The organism is Blautia sp. MSK.18.38, assembly GCF_024460535.1.
GTDB lineage: Bacteria > Bacillota > Clostridia > Lachnospirales > Lachnospiraceae > Blautia_A > Blautia_A fusiformis.
Genome location: NZ_JANFYP010000025.1, coordinates 1 through 18,943 on the forward strand (window position 1 = coordinate 1; position 18,943 = coordinate 18,943).

The window sequence follows — 18,943 nt, forward strand, 5'->3', positions numbered from 1 at the left end:
AATGCAGTAGTGGGAGAAGCAAGAATCCCCCTGCTTTAGCTGTGGGGAGTGTCAACATAAATATAAAAATAAATATCATGTTGTTTATCAGAAGGACATCTACACAGGAGAGCAGTGGCTGGAGATCATGCCGCAAAAAGCATCCAAAGCGCAGGCTGCTTTGCAGCTAAAACAAAAACTGGAATGTGACAGATTAGTTGTTTTTGGTGATGGAAGTATCTCCCAAAAATATCTATTTCCAAATCAACTGTTTTATGATATCATATAGCTTAACCTGCGGAAAATGGAGGTTATAAGACATGAATCATATTGAAGAAAAGATCATTCAGACTATAGATGAACACAGAGATGAGATCATAGCCTTTGCGAAGGATATCCAGAGCCATCCGGAGCCGGGATTTTATGAGGAGAGAACAGCCGCACATGTTGCGGCTTTTTTGCGTGGCCTGGGACTTCGTGTGCATGGAGGACTTGCACGCACAGGAGTCCGCGCTGAGTGGATGGAACAGGACGGACCGAACGTTACGATTATCGGAGAACTTGACGCCATCGGATGTAAGTCGCATCCGATGGCTGATCCCGTTAATGGGACAGCACATGCATGCGGACACCACGCACAGATTGCAGCCATGATCGGCGCAGCATTGGCACTGACCAATGAGGAGGTTCAAGCCTCTCTGTCTGGGTCCGTATCTTTTTTTGCCGTTCCGGCGGAAGAATACATTGATGCAGATAAACGTGCACGGCTTCGGAAAGAGGAAATCGGCTTCCCGGCATCCGGAAAAAGCGAGCTGATCCGGCTTGGAGAATTTGATCATTCAGACATTATTTTGACCACACATGTGCACATGATGCCGGTAGAAGAAGATTTTTACCTGGGAAATGCGGCATGCAACGGATTTTCCGCAGAACGAGTGACAGTAAGAGGAAAAGCCGCACATGCAGCCATTGATCCATGGGATGGTGTCAATGCATTAAGTATTACTTCCAGTGCCATCCAGATGATGGGACTGATGCGGGAAACCTTCCGGGAGGAAGACCATGTGCGTCTTCACAACGTGATCCGAAAAGCCGGGGATGTGATCAATGCAGTTCCGGACGAAGCGGTGATCGAAACAAAAGTCCGTGCAGCGTCTCTGGATGCGATCCGGGCAACACAGGAAAAAATGGATCGTGCCTATGACGGAGCTGCCTATGCATTCGGTGGTACGATCGAAAGAGAACCGCTTCAGGGATATATGCCGATCCTGCACAGAGGTGCGGATAAAGTGATGGAAGAATCTGTAAAGCTTCTGGACGCTACGTACCGGTGCTCAAAGCCGGCAGATTTTAACAACGCCTGTACCGACGTAGGAGACCTGACCCATCTGTTTCCAGTGCTGAATTTTACATTCGGAGGATTTGCGGGAAAACTTCACGGAGCAGATTTTAAGATCATGGATGAAGAACTGGCATATATCAAACCAGCCAAGCTTCTGGCACTGACTACGTATCGTCTTCTCTGTGATCAGGCAAAAGAAGCAAAAAAAATCTGTCGGGAATTTAAACCTGTATTTAATAAAGAAACTTATTGTCAGTATATACGAGATAATTTTCATGAAAATGAGTAGTTAACCGAATCAGGAGAATCCCCTGCGAGAGTACAATAAGCAATCTTATATCAGGAAAGTCCCATGCAGGGGGCGGATATCATAGCAAACAGAAGGAGAACTAAATGTCCGAAATTTCATTAGAACTGAAAAACATAAAAAAGAGCTTCCAGGAAGGTGAGGACGTCCTGGAAAGCATCTGTCTTACAGCAAAAAAAGGAGAATTTGTCACTCTGCTGGGGTCTTCCGGCTGTGGAAAAACCACCACACTGCGGATCATTGCAGGCCTGGAACAGCCAGATTCCGGACAGGTTTTTCTGGATGGAAAGGATGTGACATCCCTGGAACCGAATCAGCGCAATGTGAACACAGTGTTCCAGAATTATGCACTTTTTCCCCATATGAATGTAGCAGATAACATTGGATATGGGCTGAAATTGAAAAAAATATCGAAAGCGGAGATCAGCAGAAGAGTCAAAGAAATGCTGGAGCTTGTCCAGCTTCCGGGCTTTGAGAGGCGTAAGCCGTCAGAGCTTTCCGGCGGTCAGCGCCAGCGTGTGGCCATAGCCAGAGCACTTGTGAACAATCCGGAGGTACTTCTTCTGGACGAACCCCTTGGTGCGCTGGATCTGCAGCTGAGGCGTGCCATGCAGCACGAGCTGAAGCGCCTGCAGAAGAAGCTGGGGATCACCTTTATCTATATCACTCACGATCAGGAAGAAGCCATCAACATGTCTGATACGATCGCTGTGATGAACCACGGTCGCTTTGAGCAGATTGGGACGCCGGATGAGATCTATAATCATCCGAAGACCAGCTATGTGGCAACCTTTGTTGGAAATGCCAATATCCTGACCGGTATTGTGGAAAGCATTGCGGAAGAGGAGATTGACGGTACTTCCGCTCAGATCACCGTAAGAACTGATGCCGGAAAAGTAAAAGTATCAATGGACACCGTAGCTACATCTGACAGAGGATTTTTTCCGCAAAAAGGAGAAAAGGTTACCATCGCAGTAAGAAGCGAAAATATCCGGTTTGAGGAAAATAAAAAAAATGCACAACAAAGCACGCCGAATTGCACATCAGAAAACACACAAAAGAGTGTACAGGAGCCCGCAGAAAAACACACAGAGGACAGCTGCGATGGCTTAACCGCCGAAGTCATTGAAAAAACCTTCGCCGGCGGCCAGCTCCGTGTTGTTTTGAAAACTTCGGAAGGTCAGGAAATCGTGGCAAGCCGTTACGGCATTGATACAAATGTCAGTGTAGGAGAAAAGGTGCGCTGCTGTTTTCTTCCTACAGATGCAGTGCTGGTAGATCGGGAAGAAAGATCAGAAGAAGTATTGCCGGATCAGTCAGGTCCCTGTGCAGGAGGTACCCATGCGTAAGCACAGAGCAGGCTCCGTATGGATGATCCTGCCGCTGTATCTTTTTACACTGATCTTCGTCGCACTGCCTCTTCTGTATGTAGTTGCACTGAGCTTTTCCACAGCAGACGGCGGCTACGGCGTGAACTGGAAATTTACTCTGGATAATTACAAGCAGATCCTGGAGCCTGTATACCTGCAGACCTTTACGGGATCCTTCCGCCTTGCGCTCACCAGCACTTTGATCATCTGTCTGGTGGGCTACCCCTTCGGATACTTTATGGCAAAGCTTTCCGAGGGCAAAAAGAAGCTGGCCATGCTTTTCCTGATGCTGCCTTTCTGGGTGAATTCCCTGATCCGTCTTTATGGCTGGATCATCATTCTCCAGAAAAAGGGCCTTCTGAATTATCTGCTGATGAAGCTTGGCATCATCCAGGAGCCCTTAAAAATCCTGTACAGCTATCCGGCGATCGTGATCGGTATGATCTATGTATTGCTGCCGTTTATGGCACTGTCCGTATATTCCAGTGCGGAAAAGCTGGACTGGTCCCTTGTGGAAGCTGCCAGAGACCTTGGAGCCAGCAGATGGAAGGCTTTCTGGAGCGTCACCTTTAAGCTGACTTTGCCGGGACTTCTTTCCGGAGTGATACTTACCTTTATTCCGTCTATGGGTCTGTTTTTTATTGCGGATATCCTGGGCGGAAACAAGATCGTACTTGTGGGAAGTCTGATCCAGGAGCAGATGACAAGAGGCAATAACTGGCCCTTTGCCGCAGCACTGGCTGTGGTACTGATGATACTGACAACTCTGATGATCGTATTATATCGGAAGCTTACCAATGTGAAGGAACTGGAGGGAATCGGATGAAAAAGAACTCAAAGCTTTCAGGACTGTACCTGGGAATCCTGTTTTTCCTTATGTATCTGCCCATTGGTGTGGTAGTGGTATTTTCGTTTAATGAAGCAAGACTTCCGGTGCGCTTTACCGGATTTTCCCTGAAATGGTATCAGGAACTGTTTCAGGACAGGGATCTGATCCAGGCATTGAAAAACAGTTTGATCCTGGCGGTGTCCAGCTGTGGGGTATCTGCAGTGATCGGAACACTGGGGGCTGTAGGACTTTCCAGGATCCACTGGAAAACAAAAGGGGTGATGGAGTATATTTCCATCCTGCCTCTGATGATCCCGGAAATCATTCTGGGAATGGTACTGATGGCATTTTTCTATATGCTGAACCTGCCATTTGGAATGCTGACACTTCTGATCGGACACACGGTTTTCTGCGTGCCCTATATTTTGATGGAGGTAAAAGCAAGGCTTGTGGGAATGGATCCGTCCCTGGAAGAGGCAGCCAGAGATCTTGGTGCCGGTTCCTTTCGGGCCTTCTGGGACATTACCCTGCCGCTGATCATGCCGGCTGTTATATCCGGTTCTCTGCTGGCCTTTGCCATGTCCATGGACGATGTGGTGATCAGTATTTTTGTAACCGGGCCACGTGTATCCACGCTGCCGATAAAAGTTTACACACAGATGAAAACAGGCGTTACGCCGGAGATCAATGCACTTTGTACCATAATGCTGGGAGTGATCCTTCTGGTACTGGCAGTATATCTGATCGCAGGAAAACGCGGGAAGGGGAATATAAAAGATGAGCAATAAACTGATCGAGTTAAAAAATCTCACAAAAAACTTTGATGACCAGCAGGTGCTCCGGGGCATTAATCTGGACATTCACGAAAACGAATTCCTTACGCTTCTGGGACCCAGCGGCTGTGGAAAGACAACAACCTTAAGGATCATTGCCGGCTTTGAGGAGCCAAGCGGCGGAGAGGTACTGTTTAACGGAATTGAGATCTCCAAGCTGCCTCCATATAAAAGAGAGATCAACACGGTATTCCAGAAATATGCATTGTTTCCGCATCTCAATGTTATGGACAATATCGGTTTCGGCCTGAATCTGAAAAAGGTAGATAAATCTGTTATTGAGCAGAAGGTAAAAAGAATGCTGAAAATGGTAGGGCTGGAAGGCTTCGAAAAAAGAGATGTTACACTTCTTTCTGGTGGACAGCAGCAGCGAGTTGCCATTGCCAGAGCTCTTGTCAATGAGCCGAAGGTTCTTCTGCTGGATGAGCCACTCGGCGCACTGGATGCCAAGATCCGTAAGCAGATGCAGATCGAGCTGAAAAAGATCCAGAGAGAGGTAGGAATCACCTTTATCTATGTTACCCATGACCAGGAGGAGGCACTTTCCATGTCTGATACGGTAGTAGTCATGAACAACGGTGAGATCCAGCAGATCGGCAGCCCGACAGATATCTATAATGAGCCGGAGAACCGTTTTGTTGCCGGCTTTATCGGAGAGTCCAATATTATAGAAGGAACGATGATCAGGGATTTCCTTGTGGAGTTTGATGGCTTCCGTTTTGAATGTGTAGACAAGGGATTTGAGGACAACGAAGCCATTGAGGTTGTTCTCCGCCCGGAGGATCTGGATATTGTGGAACCGGATCAGGCCAAGATCAGAGGAACTGTACGGAACATTACGTTCAAGGGCGTGCATTATGAGATCCTGGTCGAGACGGAGCTTCGCACATACATGGTGCATACTACCGATTATGCAGAAGTGGGACGTGAAGTGGGACTGAAGTTTGGTCCTGAGGATATCCATGTTATGTGCAGAATGGGAGGATACTAATGAAACAGTTCAAGCATCTGATCAAGCCGTATATCATCTGGGCTTCGATCCTGATCGTGGTACCATTGATCCTGATCGTGCTTTATGCATTTACCTCAGATGGAAATGAAGTTCTGACCCTGCATTTTACATGGGCGAATTTTGCAAAATTTCTGGAAACTACATATTTAAGTGTTATCCTGAAATCCTTCCGCCTGGGTATCCTGACCACACTAATCTGCCTGGTCTGCGGATATCCGCTGGCATACATTATTTCCAAATATTCCGAAAAGGTGCAGAGCTTTCTGATCCTTATGGTCACCATTCCCATGTGGATCAACATGCTTCTCCGTACCTATGCATGGATGAACATTCTTTCTGACAATGGTCTGGTGAACAACCTTCTGAAAATGCTGGGAATCTCACCGATCACCATGATGTATACAGATTTTTCCGTTATCGTGGGCCTTGTCTGTAACTTTATGCCCTTTATGATCATTCCGATCCATACATCCTTAAGTAAAATGGACAAGTCACTGATCGAAGCGGCCAACGACCTTGGTGCCAATCCCTTCCAGACCTTCTGGAGGATCACCTGGAAGCTTTCCATGCCAGGTGTGGTCAATGGTATCATGATGGTATTCCTTCTGTCCATATCAACCTTCGTTATTCCGAAGCTTCTCGGCGGCGGCCAGTACATGCTGATCGGTAATCTCATCGAGTCACAGTTTATTTCTGTAGGTGACTGGAACTTCGGAAGTGCCATCTCTCTGATCCTGGCAGTGATCATTCTGATCTTTATGAGCCTGATGAAGAAGATGGATACTCAGGACGATTAAAGGAGGCAGGAGATGAAAAGAAAAAATACCATATTTTCAAAATTATATGTAGTGCTGTGTCTGGCATTTTTTTACCTGCCGATCCTTGTGACCATGATCTTTTCCTTTAACTCATCCAAGTCCCTGACCAGATTTACAGGATTTTCCCTGCGCTGGTACGGAGAGCTGATAAACAACATGGAGATCAGTAAGGCAGTTTATGTTTCGGTCACAGTGGCAATTCTGGCAACTGTTATTTCCACAGTGCTGGGAACCATCACAGCCATCGGACTTTCAAAATCCAGAAAGGTGCTGAAGGAGATGGTCCTTACCATCAATAACTTTCCAATTCTGAATCCGGAGATCGTAACCGCGATTGGTCTGATGCTGCTGTTTTCTTCGCTGGGAATGACGAAAGGCTATCTGACCATGCTGCTGGCACATATCGCATTCTGTACGCCCTATGTGATCACCAGTGTATATCCGAAGGTACGAAGCCTGGATCCGAACCTTGCCAATGCAGCCATGGATCTTGGTGCAACGCCATATCAGGCACTTACCAAGGTTATCGTGCCCATGATCAAAGAAGGGATTTTTGCGGGAGCGCTCCTGGCCTTTACCATGTCCTTTGACGATTTCGTAATTTCCTACTTTGTTTCCGGAAACGGAGTAAAAAATATATCCATTGTTGTATATAATATGACAAAGCGCATCAATCCCACCATCAACGCCCTTTCTACTATTGTGATCGTGGTCATTGTACTGGTGCTTCTTTTTGCAAATCTGATCATGCCGAAGCTTCAGGCCTCCACCGTGAAAAAAATGGATCCGAAAAAAAGAAGGATCGTTGCGGTTGTCACAGCTGCTGCGGTTGTTCTGGTATTGGGAAAGTGGACGATTGTAAGCCAGGGAAACCACGTGCTTCGTGTATATAATGCCGGAGAATATATGGACCTGAGTCTTCTGGACAAATTTGAGAAGCAGTATAACTGTACTGTTGTATATGAAACCTTCGAGTCCAATGAGATGATGTACACCAAGCTGGCCAGTGGTGAAACCTACGATGTTCTGGTTCCGTCAGATTATATGATCGAAAGACTGATCAAGGAGGAATATCTTCAGGCCCTTGACTGGAAAAAAATCCCAAACAGCAAAAATCTTCTTCCCGAGGTACAGAATAAGGACTATGATCCGGGAAATCGTTATTCCTGTCCGTATTTCTGGGGAACTGTAGGAATCCTTTATAATAAGAATGTAGTCTCTCAGGAGGATCTTGACAAAGAGGGCTGGAATATTCTCTGCGATGAAAAATATAAGGGAGATCTTTATATGTATGATTCCGAAAGGGATTCCTTTATGATCGCCCTGAAGGCGCTGGGGTATTCCATGAACACAAAAAATCTTGATGAGATCCAGCAGGCTTATGAGTGGCTGATCCGGCAGAGAGATACCATGGATCCGATCTATGCAGGTGATGATGTGATCGACAACATGATCTCAGGAAACAAGGCAATGGCGGTTGTTTATTCCGGAGATGCTTCCTATATTATCAGCGAAAATCCGGAGCTTGGCTATTATACTCCGCAGCAGGGAACCAATACCTGGTATGATGCCATGGTCATCACCAAGGACTGTAATGAAGTAGATCTGGCTCATGAGTTCATCAATTTTATGCTGGATGATGAAAATGCTCTTTCCAATACCGAAGAAGTAGGATATACTTCTACTGTAAAGAGTGCATTCGAGGAGATGAAGAACGGAACTTATGAGGGAATTTCTTCCTATATTCCGCAGATCGACAATCCAAAGAATGAGATCTTCGGATACCAGAAGCCAAAGATTAAGAAGAAATTCGCAGAGCTTTGGACAAAGGTAAAAGCAAAATAACAAGACGTCAGAGAGAGACATGAAGGAGGTTCTATGAAATCAAAAAAAGCAGCAGCGATCATGTTATGTGCGGTACTTGGAACATCTATGATAACAGGTGTCAGTGTCAGTGCAAAGGATAAGGATGAACTGGTACTTTATACATGGGACGGAATGTTTCCGCAGGAAGTGCTGGATGATTTTGAAAAAGAAACAGGGACCAAGGTGGTATATTCCAACTTTGATACCGATGAGACCATGCTTGAGAAGCTTTCCCAGGCAAAGGGCGGCGATTACGATGTGGTAATTGCAGATGATTACATTATCGACAGCGCGGTAAAAGAGGGACTTGTCCAGAAGATCGACAAGGATACCGTTTCCAATTTTAAGAACATCAACCCCCTTTATCAGGGACAGTTTTATGATCCGGATGACGAATATACAGTACCTTACGGAGCAGGAATCCCACTGATCGTTTATGATCCGGAGCAGGTAGATATCGACATTAAAGGATACAAGGATCTCTGGGATAAGTCTCTGGAGGACAGCATTGCCATCGTAGGTAATTACCGCGTGATCTGTGGCATCACACAGCTTTCCATGGGAGAGAGCATGAACGAAGAAGATGTAGCCGTGATCGACAAGACCGGTGAGAAGCTGAAAGAGCTGGCACCGAACATTCGTATGATCCAGGATGACAATACACAGAATGCCCTTCTCAACGGAGAGGCAAGTGTGGCATTTCTTTATACATCACAGGTAACACAGGCACTGAAGGATAATCCGGATCTTAAGGTGGTTTATCCTAAGGAAGGTCTTGGATTTGGTATTATGGGAATGTTTGTGCCAAGTGAAGCACCGAATGCGAAGGCTGCCAATGAATTTATCAATTATATCCTGGAGCCGGAAGTATCTGCACAGTGCATCAACTATATCGGATACTACAATACAAACAAGGCAGCAGATGATCTGGTAGACGAGAGCCTGGTTGTTCCGGACAGCGTGACAAAGGGTGAGATCGTACAGAATGTAAGCCAGGAAGCAGAGCAGGAATACAATAAGATCTGGACAGAGTTTAAAGCTGCCTGCGATTAAGCAGACGAACCAGTAAGGGGGTTTTTCAGGTGGAGATATACAAAGGTACATCCGCTTTTTCCGGAATAGCCATTGGAAAAATACTGTATTACCACAGAGGCGAATATCAGATCCGTCAGTCCATGGTAGACAATGTAAAAAAGGAGCTGGATCGTCTGGATAATGCAAGAACAGCGGTAAAGAACCAGATCCAGCATATGTATAAAAACGGAGCACCCCTCCCTAAAGAGCAGGAGCTGACCTTGAAACGTCAGCTGAAGCTCTTAAGTGGCGGCAGCTTTCAGCGGGCCGTGGAAAGCATGATCACGACAGAAAAGGTCAGTGCAGCTTACGCAGTCCAGACAACCAGGGATGAGCTTGCCAATGTGTTCCGCAAGCTGGAGGACGAGGCTGTCAAAGAACAGATCGAAAATATCAGGGAGATTTCTGAGCTGCTGATCGGCGCCATGGGTGGCTCCCATGCACGGATCAATCTGGGAGATGAGCCGGTGATCCTTGCAGCAGAGCAGCTTTCCCCCAATGAACTTCTGGAGATGAACAAAGCCAGTCTTCTGGCGGTAGTCATGCATCAGGGGTCTGTTATTTCCCATGTATCGATCATGGCAAAATCCATGGAAGTCCCCACCCTGGTCGAGGTGGAGATACAGAAAGAATGGGATGGTCATATGGCTATTGTAGATGGGTATACAGGAACACTGTATATCGATCCGGAGCCGGAGCTTCTTAAGGAATATGAGATCCGTCATGCAGCAGATAAGGAAGAGCGGGAAGAACTTTTGAGACTTCGGAACCAAAAGGATATTACAGCCGATGGCAAGGAGATCAAGCTTCTGGCAAACATCGGAAATCTGGATGATCTGAATACGGTTCTTTATTACGGAGCAGCAGGTATCGGCCTTCTTCGAAGTGAATTCCAGTATCTCGGAAGAGAGAATTATCCAAGAGAGAATGAGCTGTTCCGTGCCTATAAAAAAGTAGCTGAGGATATGGATGAACGTCCGGCAGTGATCCGTACCGTGGACCTGGGGGCAGACCGTCAGGCAGAATATATGGCAATTCCTGATGAGGTCAATCCTATGATGGGAAACCGCGGCATCCGCCTCTGCCTGGATCGCAAAAAAATGTTTAAAGCGCAGCTTCGGGCTATTTACCGTGCAAGTGCCTATGGAAATATCAACCTGATGTATCCGATGATCACGTCCGAGGATGAACTGGATGAGATCGAGAAGCTGATCCGTGAGGTAAAAAAGGGCCTGGATGAGAAGAACATTCCTTACAAAAACATCCGTACCGGAATTATGATCGAAACACCGGCAGCGGTCATGATCAGTGAAGAACTTGGAAAACGTGTGGATTTTCTGAGCCTAGGAACCAATGACCTGACCCAGTATACCCTGGCTATGGACCGGCAGAATCTTCTTTTGAAGGATAAATACAACGATCATCATCCAGCGCTTGTAAAGATGATCCGCATGGTAACAGAGGCAGGACATAAGTCAGGATGTGAAGTTTACATATGCGGAGAGCTGGCAGCAGATTCCAATCTTACAGAAGCTTTTATCCAGATGGGAGTGGACGGCCTTTCCGTTGTTCCTGCCTGTGTACTTCCAGTGCGAAAAGCGATCCGCAGCTCCTATGCGGATGAGGCAAACCGGCCGGAAGAAGCAGTAAAAGAGAAATAATATCCGGAAAAATAAAAATCCTGAGAATTTCTATGTTGATATCTGTTGATATCTCACATAGGATCCTCAGGAATTTTTTGACGGAATCTTTCACTCACGGCTTATTGCTGTTCTAAATTGAAGCAGTGCGTGGAAGCATATCTGTTCCGGTTAAAGTTATCGAAGTCCAAGCACCTGGGCGGTTTCCGAAATAAACTCCGGTGTGGTACCACAGCATCCGCCGATCACGGAAGCACCGTTGTCCACCAGCACCTTCATATAACCTGCAAAATCCGCAGGGGTCATGCTGTAAACTGCATTTCCAAGATCATCGATCTGGGGCATTCCCGCATTGGGTTTGGCAATGACCGGAATGGAAACGTTCTCCTTGATATTGCGGATAACCGATACCAGCTGATCCGGGCCAACCGAGCAGTTGATGCCGACAGCGTCTGCACCTGCAGCTTCCAGGGACATGGCAGCCTCTATGGCATTTCCGCCGCTGAAGATACTTCCGTCTGCTTCTACAGTCACGGTACAGATGATAGGAAGCTCGCAGACACTCTGGCAGGCGTCTACAGCAGCCAGTGTCTCCTCGATATTGATCATGGTTTCCGCTACGATCAGGTCCACACCTGCATCACGGAGATAGCCGATCTGTTCCTGATAGACTTCGAAGGCTTTTTCGTAAGTCATGTCACCGGCCGGTGCCATCATCTTGCCTGTGGTGGTGATATCACCTGCTACGAAAACACCCTCCGGTGCGATCTCCTTTGAATAGCCGGCCAGGGTATGATTGATCTGTTCAATCTGATCCTCAAGTCCGTGCATAGTGAGGTTAATGCGGTTTCCTCCGAAGGTAGGCGCATAGATGATATGGCTTCCCGCCTCGATGTATGCCTTCTGCAGAGACTGGATCACATCCTTGTGCTCAAGCACCCAGCTCTCTGTGCAGACACCACGCGGCATGCCGGCCTTCATCAGGTTGGAGCCGGTAGCACCATCCAGCAGCAGGACATGATCTTCGGTCAGTTTCTGAAATTCCTGTTTTGTCATATGTTTATATCCTCCTTATGGCAGCCAATCACGGTTGGCAAAAAATAGGGCTCCTCCTGTAACCGCTGCACTCATTGCCGTGGGTTTATTTTAACACAGGGAATAAAAATAATCTATCCTGTTTCTGGGACGGGAAATAAAAAATAATAAAAATTAGGCAAATTGTACATATTTAACGACTTTTCTGTCGAATAAAGAACTTGCGTATTAGAAAATAGGATTGTATAATAACCTATAGACATGCCCAAAGGGCAAGACTGTCATCAGATAGAACATAAAGGTAAAGGTGAAAAGGAATTATGATTAAAGTTAAACTGAGCAACTGGAAGTCTGATCACCAGATGGATGAGGCTTATAAAGCTCTGCGAACAAATATCCAGTTCTGCGGAGCAGATAAGAAAGTGATCGCACTTACCAGCTGTACTCCTAATGAGGGAAAGAGCAGTGTGGCATTTAATCTTGCTGCCTCTCTTGCTGAGAGCGGCAAATCAGTGCTTCTGATCGATGCCGATCTGCGTAAATCCGTTTTGATGGGACGTGTGACAGTAGACCAGGAGGTAATGGGACTTGCTCATTATCTTTCCAAGCAGGCCAAGCTTTCTGACGTGATCTGTGCCACTACACTTCCGAAGTTCCATATTATCTTCTCCGGTATCGTACCTCCGAACCCGGCAGAGCTTCTCGGAAACAGACTCTTCAAGGATATGATCCGCGTGGTAAGAGATGTTTATGATTACGTTATTGTAGATACACCGCCGCTTGGATTGATCATCGACAGTGCTATCATAGCAGATTCCTGCGACGGATCTGTAATCGTCGTTGAATCCGGTACCATCAGCTACCGTTTTGTACAGGAAGTAAGAGATCAGCTTGCCAAGAGCAACTGCCCGATCCTGGGAACCATCCTGAACAAGGTGGACTACAGCAAGGCCGGCAATTACGGTCACTATGGCAAGTATGGTAAATACGGCAAGTACGGTAAGTATGGTTCCTACGGAGATTATGGTGAGAGCAGCAGTAAATAAAAAAACATTGACAACAGAAATGAGTGGGTTATTTTAATGAAGGGACTTTATGATATTCATTGTCATATCCTCCCCGGGGTGGATGACGGTGCAAGAAACATGGAAGAATCACTCTGGATGCTCAACAAGGAGTATCAGGAGGGCGTACGTCATGTGATCCTGACACCACATTTCCGGTACGATATGTTTGAGCCGCATATGAACATTGTGACAAGACAGTTCATGCAGCTGCGTAGAGCAGCCATGAATATTGGTGATGAAGGCATGAGACTTTATCTGGGCTGTGAACTCCATTCCAGTATGGATATGGTGGAATGCCTTAAGAAGGGACGGCGGCTTACCCTTGCAGGTTCCAGATATGTGCTTGTGGAATTCAGCAACGGAGATGAGAAAAATTATATTGAAGAACGGGTCAGAAGTCTTCTGATGAATGGTTTTATCCCGATCATCGCTCATGTGGAACGTTATAAGGCTACCCGGAACGATATTGGATTTTTGACAGAGCTGAAGGATATGGGAGCACATATCCAGGTCAACGCAGATACCATCAGCGGTCAGGACGGATTCGGGGCAAAAACCTTTGCACGGAAAGTCATGAAGCATGGGCTTCTGGATTTTGTCGGTTCTGACGGACACCGTAAGACGGAGCGTATCCCGGAGATCGGCAAATGTGTCGCCAAAATGGAAAAAACAATGGGGAGCGAATATGTAAAGAAGATCTTTATCAAAAATCCCCGGAAAATCACAGGGTAATGGAGAAAAGAAATGGAAAATCAGACTGTTAACAACAACGACGAAGTAGAGATCGATCTTGGTGAGGTATTTCACCTGTTACTGAGCAAGCTGGGTGTTATCGTTTTATCCGGTATTGTTTTCTGCCTGGCAGCTGTTATGGGAACCATGCTTCTGATCACACCGAAGTATGAATCCACAACCAAGATCGTGGTACTGTCCAAGCAGGACAGCAGCACACTGACCAATCAGGATATCCAGACAAGTACATCACTGACCAAGGACTATGCGGAGCTGATCAAGAGCCGTACAGTTACTGAGGGTGTGATCGCACAGCTGAAACTGGATATGACACATGAGAAGCTTCTTAAGAAGCTTTCCGTAGATACACCAACGGATACACGAGTAGTATCCATCACAGTTACAGATACCGATCCTTATACAGCGGCAGAGATCGCAAACGCAGTAAGAGATATTGCTTCCAAGCATATCCAGCAGGTTATGGATATCAAGGCAGTAAATGTGGTAGAGACAGCAAACATCCCGGATGAGCCATCAAGCCCAAGTGTACCGAAAAACGGTGTGATCGGCGGACTTCTGGGTATCCTTCTGGCAGCAGCTGTTGTGATCATCGTATATCTGACAAACGATACTGTAAAGACACCGGAAGACGTAGAGAAATATCTTGGATTAAGCGTACTTGGTACAATCCCATACTCTTCCAAAATGGGCAAGAAATCCAAAAAGAAAAAGAAACGTCACGCATAAAAATAACAACAACGGATCAAAGTGTTGGGAAAGGCCGGGAGCAGCAAAAATATGAAGAAATTTTTTGTGTTTTTATTAGTGGTCATCTGCCTTGGTATGGGAGCCGGTGTAGTATACATGAAGAGCTCCGAGGATAATGAAGGACCGAAGATCACATTTGAAGAGGGAAAAGATACGAATTATACATCCGATATGACAGAAGAGGATCTTCTGAAGGATGTAAAGGCACAGGATGACAGAGATGGAGATGTTACAGAGTCTCTTACTGTAGAAACCATATATCCGAAGAATGACGGAAAACAGGTTTCTGTTATCTTTGTTGCAAAGGACAAAAACAACAATGTAACAAAAAAAGAATTTACCATGGAAGCTCAGGACGGCAGTGCCGAAAATCCGCAGCTGGGACTGATCGATAATGACGGTCTCACAGAGGACGGAGATTCCACAGATACCACAGAGCCTGCAGAAGAGACAGATATGCAGGATGGGACAGAAGCAGACAGCACAGATGCTGAAAGCGGAGATTCCGCAGAAGGAGAACTGACTCCGGAGGAACAGGCGCAGAAGACACAGGAAGACAAGATCGAGCAGCTTTCTCCGCAGGACCCGAAGATGTATCTGACTACCTATTACGTAGAGGTACCAGTAGGAACTACGCTGGATAAATTAAGCTATGTAAAGGATATCCAGGATGATACAGAGTCAACCAGTGATCTTTTCAAAAGAATCCAGATCACCGGTGATGTAAATACAGCTGCACCGGGAACTTACGAGCTTACATATTATGTAGTAGACAACAGTGGAAACAGCTCCAACGGAGCCGTACTTACCATTGTCGTGAAATAAATATCATCCCCTCTCCAGGTGCCTGAGATACCGGAGAGGGGATAAATGCAACAAAAAAATGTAAGCGAGGGAAGGCGTAGAAAAGAATATGTATCAAAAAGAAAACAGCAGCTGGGTAAAACATGCAGATTTTACGATTTGCGATATGCTGTGTCTGCAGCTTGCGTTTGTACTTGCATACTGGATCCGAAACGGGATCGATCAGCCATACGAGACAGAGCTGTACCGAAATGTGGCAGTGGTGATGTTTCTTATCCAGCTGATGGTCACATTTTTTAATGAAAGCTTCAGCGGAGTTCTGCGAAGAGGAATGCTGGTGGAACTGAAGAAAACCTTTGAACAGTGTACACTGGTCTGTCTTCTGGTCCTGGCATATATGTTTCTTTTAAGAATTGGAAACAATTATTCCAGAATGATCCTGCTGATCACCTATGTACTTTATATCTGCTTCAGCTACTGCGGCAGACAGGCATTGAAGAAATTCCTGAAGGATCACAGATACGAAGAAAGCGAGAAGCGATCCCTGCTGATCGTTACAGTCAGTGAAAATGCAGACAATGTGGTGGAAATCATCCGCAAGAATAATTACGGAACCTATCATTTGGCAGGAATTGTTTTTATGGATTGTGACAAGAAGGGAGCATCCGTCTGTGGAGTGCCGGTAGTAGCCGGGAGGGAGGATATGATCTCCTATATCCATAAGAACTGGATCGATGAAGTATTTTTTGCAGTGCCTAAGGAAATTCCGATCCCGGAGCAGATGATCAAGGATTGTTCTGCAATGGGAGTTGTTATCCATATGAGACTGGCAACCATGAAATCCCTTGGCAAGAACCAGGTGGTGGAGGAGCTTGGCGGATACACTGTGCTTTCCAGCAGTATCCACATTGTGACACCGCGCCAGATGTTTGTGAAACGAGCTATGGATATCGCAGGCGGTCTGGTAGGTTGTCTTTTTACAGGAATCGCAGCGATCTTTCTGGTTCCGGCCATTAAGATCAAATCTCCGGGTCCTGCATTTTTCTCACAGGTCCGCATGGGAAAGAACGGTCGTCCGTTCAAGATCTATAAATTCCGCTCCATGTATATGGATGCAGAAGAACGCAAAAAAGAACTGATGAAACAGAATAACATAAAAGATGGAATGATGTTCAAAATGGATGATGATCCACGAATCATCAAAGGAGTAGGACATTTTATCCGAAAGACATCCCTGGATGAATTTCCACAGTTCTGGAATATTCTGAAAGGAGTCGGCGGTATAATAGAGCCAACCGAGAAAAAACTTGATTTTACAGGGTTTTCGCTGGCTTAGCTAGGTTCCTTAGTATGATTCTTATGATTTGTCATTAAAGGAAACCAAGCGTATTTCCAGCGGGAATATATATAATAAAGTGGTTTCCTGGATGCTTATTTGGCCCAATCATAAATAAGTAAATGAGAATCATAAATAATAGGAGGTAATGGCTGAGCCTGCGGATGTCCCTCAAAAGACGTTCACAGGTTATCTGTCGTTGGAGAAAAATATAAGAAATAAATGAGAAAAAAGAGATAAGAAAGTAGCCCTCGATTTTGTCGGGGGGGGGGGTACAGTAAGGGAGATATGAAATGCTAGGAATATCAAAACGAAAGTGTACGATGGATACCCCAGTACATATTAATGGGAATGAAAAGAAAACTGAATATCGAAATTCTTATATCGCATATCTAAATATTCAAAATGTGATTCTCATGTGCTACTTACTTGTGTTCGGGGTATGGCTATGGACGGAATTACATATTTTAACAAATCTTAACATATTCCGGATTAATGCTCTTCTTGGTGTAGCAATAATCCTATCTAGTTTTAAATCACTCAAATTTGAAGGCAATTTCTACAATTGTGGGGACGATTGTAGATTAACAGATAGATTACAAAAAAATGGAAGGGGAAAGAAAAAAATCTATGTATAGAAAAGATTCTGAAGGATGGTTAAAACACACAGATTTTATAATCTTAGACATGATCTGTTTGCAATTAGCGTATGTTCTGGCATATGCAATTAGCGGATATGGATTTAATCCATATGAAACAATTATTTATCGCAATATGGCAGTTTTCCTTGAACTGGCAGATCTGGTTATGATTTTTGCATATGGCACCATGAAAAGCGTGTTAAAGAGAGGATACTATCGTGATTTTGTAGTTACGTTAAATCATGCGATTATGGTAGGTGCCTTAGCGGTTTTATATTTATTCCTGCTTCAGGAAGGGCAGGACTTTTCAAGATTAACATTGATGCTGACCATAATAATTTATTTAGTAATGACGTATCTTGTCAGAGAACTTTGGAAAAAACTTCTGCGAAAACAGATGAAGGATGGCGGAGAACGTAAACTACTGATTGTAACATCAGAAGATGTGGCTGAACAAGTAGTGTTAAGTATGCAGGAAAACAATTATGCCAGATTCTCATTGGCTGGTGTAGCTGTAATTGATGCGGACTGGACTGGAAGAGAAATTCATGGAGTTCCGGTAGTTGCCAACGAAGAGACTGCAGCAATGTATGTATGTCAGGAATGGATTGATGAAGTTCTGATTGTTGTTTCAGAAGTTCTTTCGTATCCGTCAGAGTTAATTGAGCAATTATCAGAGACAGGAGTAACCATTCATCTTAATCTTGCAAAGATCACAAGTGTGCCAGGGAAAAAACAGTTTGTGGAAAAGGTTGGTAATTACACAGTCCTTACGACAAGTATTAATTATGCATCAACCAGACAGTTAATGTTAAAACGATTGATGGATATTGCGGGTGGATTAGTTGGATGTATTTTTACCGGAATCATTTGTATTTTTGTCGGACCGGCAATTTATATTGCATCACCGGGACCAATTTTCTTTGCTCAGGAACGAGTAGGAAAGAATGGAAAGAAATTTAAAATGTACAAGTTCCGCAGTATGTATATGGATGCCGAAGAACGTAAGGCAGAGCTTATGAAAGATAACAAACTTGGAGATGGAAAGATGTTTAAACTGGACTTTGATCCTCGTGTTATCGGAAATAAGATACTTCCAGATGGGACACATAAGACAGGAATCGGTGATTTTATCAGACGAACAAGTTTAGATGAATTTCCGCAATTCTTTAACGTATTACGTGGCGATATGTCGATTATAGGTACTCGCCCACCCTTGATTTCAGAAACGAATCTGTATGAGCTTCACCATCGTGCAAGGCTGGCAATTAAGCCGGGAATCACTGGCATGTGGCAGGTAAGCGGACGAAGTGATATTACCGATTTTGAAGAAGTAGTTCGTCTTGATAAAGAGTATATCACAAACTGGAACATTGGGCTAGATATAAAAATATTATTTAAAACAGTGATGGTGGTTTTTAGAAAAGATGGTTCTATGTAATTAAATATCAATCAGCGGTTTGGTTTCTGCAAATAGAAATCAAACCGCA

Annotated in this window: 16 protein-coding genes; 15 read left to right on the forward strand and 1 reads right to left on the reverse strand. The window is 45.1% G+C overall.

From position 1 onward, the window contains the following. Positions 1-299: 299 nt before the first annotated feature. The 9 genes from NE638_RS14130 to ptsP all read left to right on the forward strand — a co-directional run bounded on the left by NE638_RS14130 (position 300) and on the right by ptsP (position 11,091). Positions 300-1,610: a peptidase dimerization domain-containing protein gene (locus NE638_RS14130; RefSeq protein ID WP_161209467.1), complete on the forward strand. Its 1,311-nt coding sequence runs from the start codon at positions 300-302 to the stop codon at positions 1,608-1,610. Positions 1,611-1,714: 104 nt separating this feature from the next. Then, the gene (locus NE638_RS14135; protein WP_173746455.1) at positions 1,715-2,977 is read left to right on the forward strand and encodes an ABC transporter ATP-binding protein; all 1,263 of its coding nucleotides are present in this window, start codon (positions 1,715-1,717) and stop codon (positions 2,975-2,977) included. Then, a complete protein-coding gene (locus tag NE638_RS14140) occupies positions 2,970-3,824 on the forward strand; it encodes an ABC transporter permease (protein WP_015525679.1) in 855 nt (284 codons plus the stop codon). The genes NE638_RS14135 and NE638_RS14140 overlap by 8 nt, the downstream gene beginning before the upstream one ends. Next, complete coding sequence (locus tag NE638_RS14145) at positions 3,821-4,615, forward strand: ABC transporter permease (protein ID WP_022426292.1); 795 nt, start codon at positions 3,821-3,823, stop codon at positions 4,613-4,615. Before NE638_RS14140 ends, NE638_RS14145 begins: the two co-directional genes overlap by 4 nt. Further along, positions 4,605-5,651 carry a spermidine/putrescine ABC transporter ATP-binding protein gene (gene potA / locus NE638_RS14150; protein WP_015525681.1) on the forward strand — a complete coding sequence of 349 codons (1,047 nt, stop codon included), beginning with the start codon at positions 4,605-4,607 and terminating at the stop codon, positions 5,649-5,651. The genes NE638_RS14145 and potA overlap by 11 nt, the downstream gene beginning before the upstream one ends. Further along, a complete protein-coding gene (locus NE638_RS14155) occupies positions 5,651-6,469 on the forward strand; it encodes an ABC transporter permease (RefSeq protein ID WP_173746457.1) in 819 nt (272 codons plus the stop codon). Before potA ends, NE638_RS14155 begins: the two co-directional genes overlap by 1 nt. 12 nt (positions 6,470-6,481) lie before the next feature. Further along, positions 6,482-8,335 (forward strand): extracellular solute-binding protein, encoded by a 1,854-nt coding sequence (locus tag NE638_RS14160; RefSeq protein WP_173746459.1) that lies wholly within the window; start codon positions 6,482-6,484, stop codon positions 8,333-8,335. A gap of 33 nt (positions 8,336-8,368) precedes the next feature. Then, on the forward strand, positions 8,369-9,409 hold the full coding sequence (locus NE638_RS14165) for a polyamine ABC transporter substrate-binding protein (protein WP_161209455.1): 1,041 nt from the start codon (positions 8,369-8,371) through the stop codon (positions 9,407-9,409). A gap of 29 nt (positions 9,410-9,438) precedes the next feature. Continuing rightward, the gene (gene ptsP, locus NE638_RS14170) at positions 9,439-11,091 is read left to right on the forward strand and encodes a phosphoenolpyruvate--protein phosphotransferase (RefSeq protein WP_022426290.1); all 1,653 of its coding nucleotides are present in this window, start codon (positions 9,439-9,441) and stop codon (positions 11,089-11,091) included. Between the two features lie 156 nt (positions 11,092-11,247). Here the strand turns inward: ptsP and NE638_RS14175 are convergent, their stop codons facing one another. Next, positions 11,248-12,126: a homocysteine S-methyltransferase family protein gene (locus tag NE638_RS14175; protein WP_022426289.1), complete on the reverse strand. Its 879-nt coding sequence runs from the start codon at positions 12,124-12,126 to the stop codon at positions 11,248-11,250. Between the two features lie 299 nt (positions 12,127-12,425). On the opposite strand from NE638_RS14175, the gene NE638_RS14180 reads away from it, so the two are divergent. The 6 genes from NE638_RS14180 (at position 12,426) to NE638_RS14205 (ending at position 18,894) form a co-directional block, all read left to right on the forward strand. Continuing rightward, complete coding sequence (locus NE638_RS14180) at positions 12,426-13,151, forward strand: polysaccharide biosynthesis tyrosine autokinase (RefSeq protein WP_015525686.1); 726 nt, start codon at positions 12,426-12,428, stop codon at positions 13,149-13,151. A gap of 36 nt (positions 13,152-13,187) precedes the next feature. Continuing rightward, positions 13,188-13,904: a CpsB/CapC family capsule biosynthesis tyrosine phosphatase gene (locus NE638_RS14185; RefSeq protein ID WP_015525687.1), complete on the forward strand. Its 717-nt coding sequence runs from the start codon at positions 13,188-13,190 to the stop codon at positions 13,902-13,904. 12 nt (positions 13,905-13,916) lie between these two features. Beyond that, a complete protein-coding gene (locus NE638_RS14190) occupies positions 13,917-14,651 on the forward strand; it encodes a YveK family protein (protein WP_110102089.1) in 735 nt (244 codons plus the stop codon). Positions 14,652-14,702: 51 nt separating this feature from the next. After that, positions 14,703-15,497, forward strand: a complete 795-nt coding sequence (locus NE638_RS14195) for an immunoglobulin-like domain-containing protein (RefSeq protein ID WP_022426287.1) — start codon at positions 14,703-14,705, stop codon at positions 15,495-15,497. A gap of 88 nt (positions 15,498-15,585) precedes the next feature. Further along, the gene (locus NE638_RS14200; RefSeq protein ID WP_173746461.1) at positions 15,586-16,812 is read left to right on the forward strand and encodes a sugar transferase; all 1,227 of its coding nucleotides are present in this window, start codon (positions 15,586-15,588) and stop codon (positions 16,810-16,812) included. 630 nt (positions 16,813-17,442) lie between these two features. Further along, positions 17,443-18,894 carry a sugar transferase gene (locus tag NE638_RS14205; RefSeq protein ID WP_173706475.1) on the forward strand — a complete coding sequence of 484 codons (1,452 nt, stop codon included), beginning with the start codon at positions 17,443-17,445 and terminating at the stop codon, positions 18,892-18,894. Positions 18,895-18,943 lie beyond the last annotated feature (49 nt).

Excerpts from the sequence above, each read along its gene's own strand:
- NE638_RS14135 (WP_173746455.1), top strand. The coding sequence starts at position 1,715 with ATGTCCGAAATTTCATTAGAACTGAAAAACATAAAAAAGAGCTTCCAG.
- NE638_RS14205 (WP_173706475.1), top strand. The coding sequence starts at position 17,443 with ATGTATAGAAAAGATTCTGAAGGATGGTTAAAACACACAGATTTTATA.
- NE638_RS14155 (WP_173746457.1), top strand. The coding sequence starts at position 5,651 with ATGAAACAGTTCAAGCATCTGATCAAGCCGTATATCATCTGGGCTTCG.
- NE638_RS14185 (WP_015525687.1), top strand. The coding sequence starts at position 13,188 with ATGAAGGGACTTTATGATATTCATTGTCATATCCTCCCCGGGGTGGAT.
- NE638_RS14145 (WP_022426292.1), top strand. The coding sequence starts at position 3,821 with ATGAAAAAGAACTCAAAGCTTTCAGGACTGTACCTGGGAATCCTGTTT.
- NE638_RS14175 (WP_022426289.1), bottom strand. The coding sequence starts at position 12,126 with ATGACAAAACAGGAATTTCAGAAACTGACCGAAGATCATGTCCTGCTG.
- NE638_RS14180 (WP_015525686.1), top strand. The coding sequence starts at position 12,426 with ATGATTAAAGTTAAACTGAGCAACTGGAAGTCTGATCACCAGATGGAT.
- NE638_RS14190 (WP_110102089.1), top strand. The coding sequence starts at position 13,917 with ATGGAAAATCAGACTGTTAACAACAACGACGAAGTAGAGATCGATCTT.
- NE638_RS14130 (WP_161209467.1), top strand. The coding sequence starts at position 300 with ATGAATCATATTGAAGAAAAGATCATTCAGACTATAGATGAACACAGA.
- potA (WP_015525681.1), top strand. The coding sequence starts at position 4,605 with ATGAGCAATAAACTGATCGAGTTAAAAAATCTCACAAAAAACTTTGAT.
- NE638_RS14160 (WP_173746459.1), top strand. The coding sequence starts at position 6,482 with ATGAAAAGAAAAAATACCATATTTTCAAAATTATATGTAGTGCTGTGT.
- NE638_RS14140 (WP_015525679.1), top strand. The coding sequence starts at position 2,970 with ATGCGTAAGCACAGAGCAGGCTCCGTATGGATGATCCTGCCGCTGTAT.
- NE638_RS14195 (WP_022426287.1), top strand. The coding sequence starts at position 14,703 with ATGAAGAAATTTTTTGTGTTTTTATTAGTGGTCATCTGCCTTGGTATG.
- NE638_RS14200 (WP_173746461.1), top strand. The coding sequence starts at position 15,586 with ATGTATCAAAAAGAAAACAGCAGCTGGGTAAAACATGCAGATTTTACG.
- NE638_RS14165 (WP_161209455.1), top strand. The coding sequence starts at position 8,369 with ATGAAATCAAAAAAAGCAGCAGCGATCATGTTATGTGCGGTACTTGGA.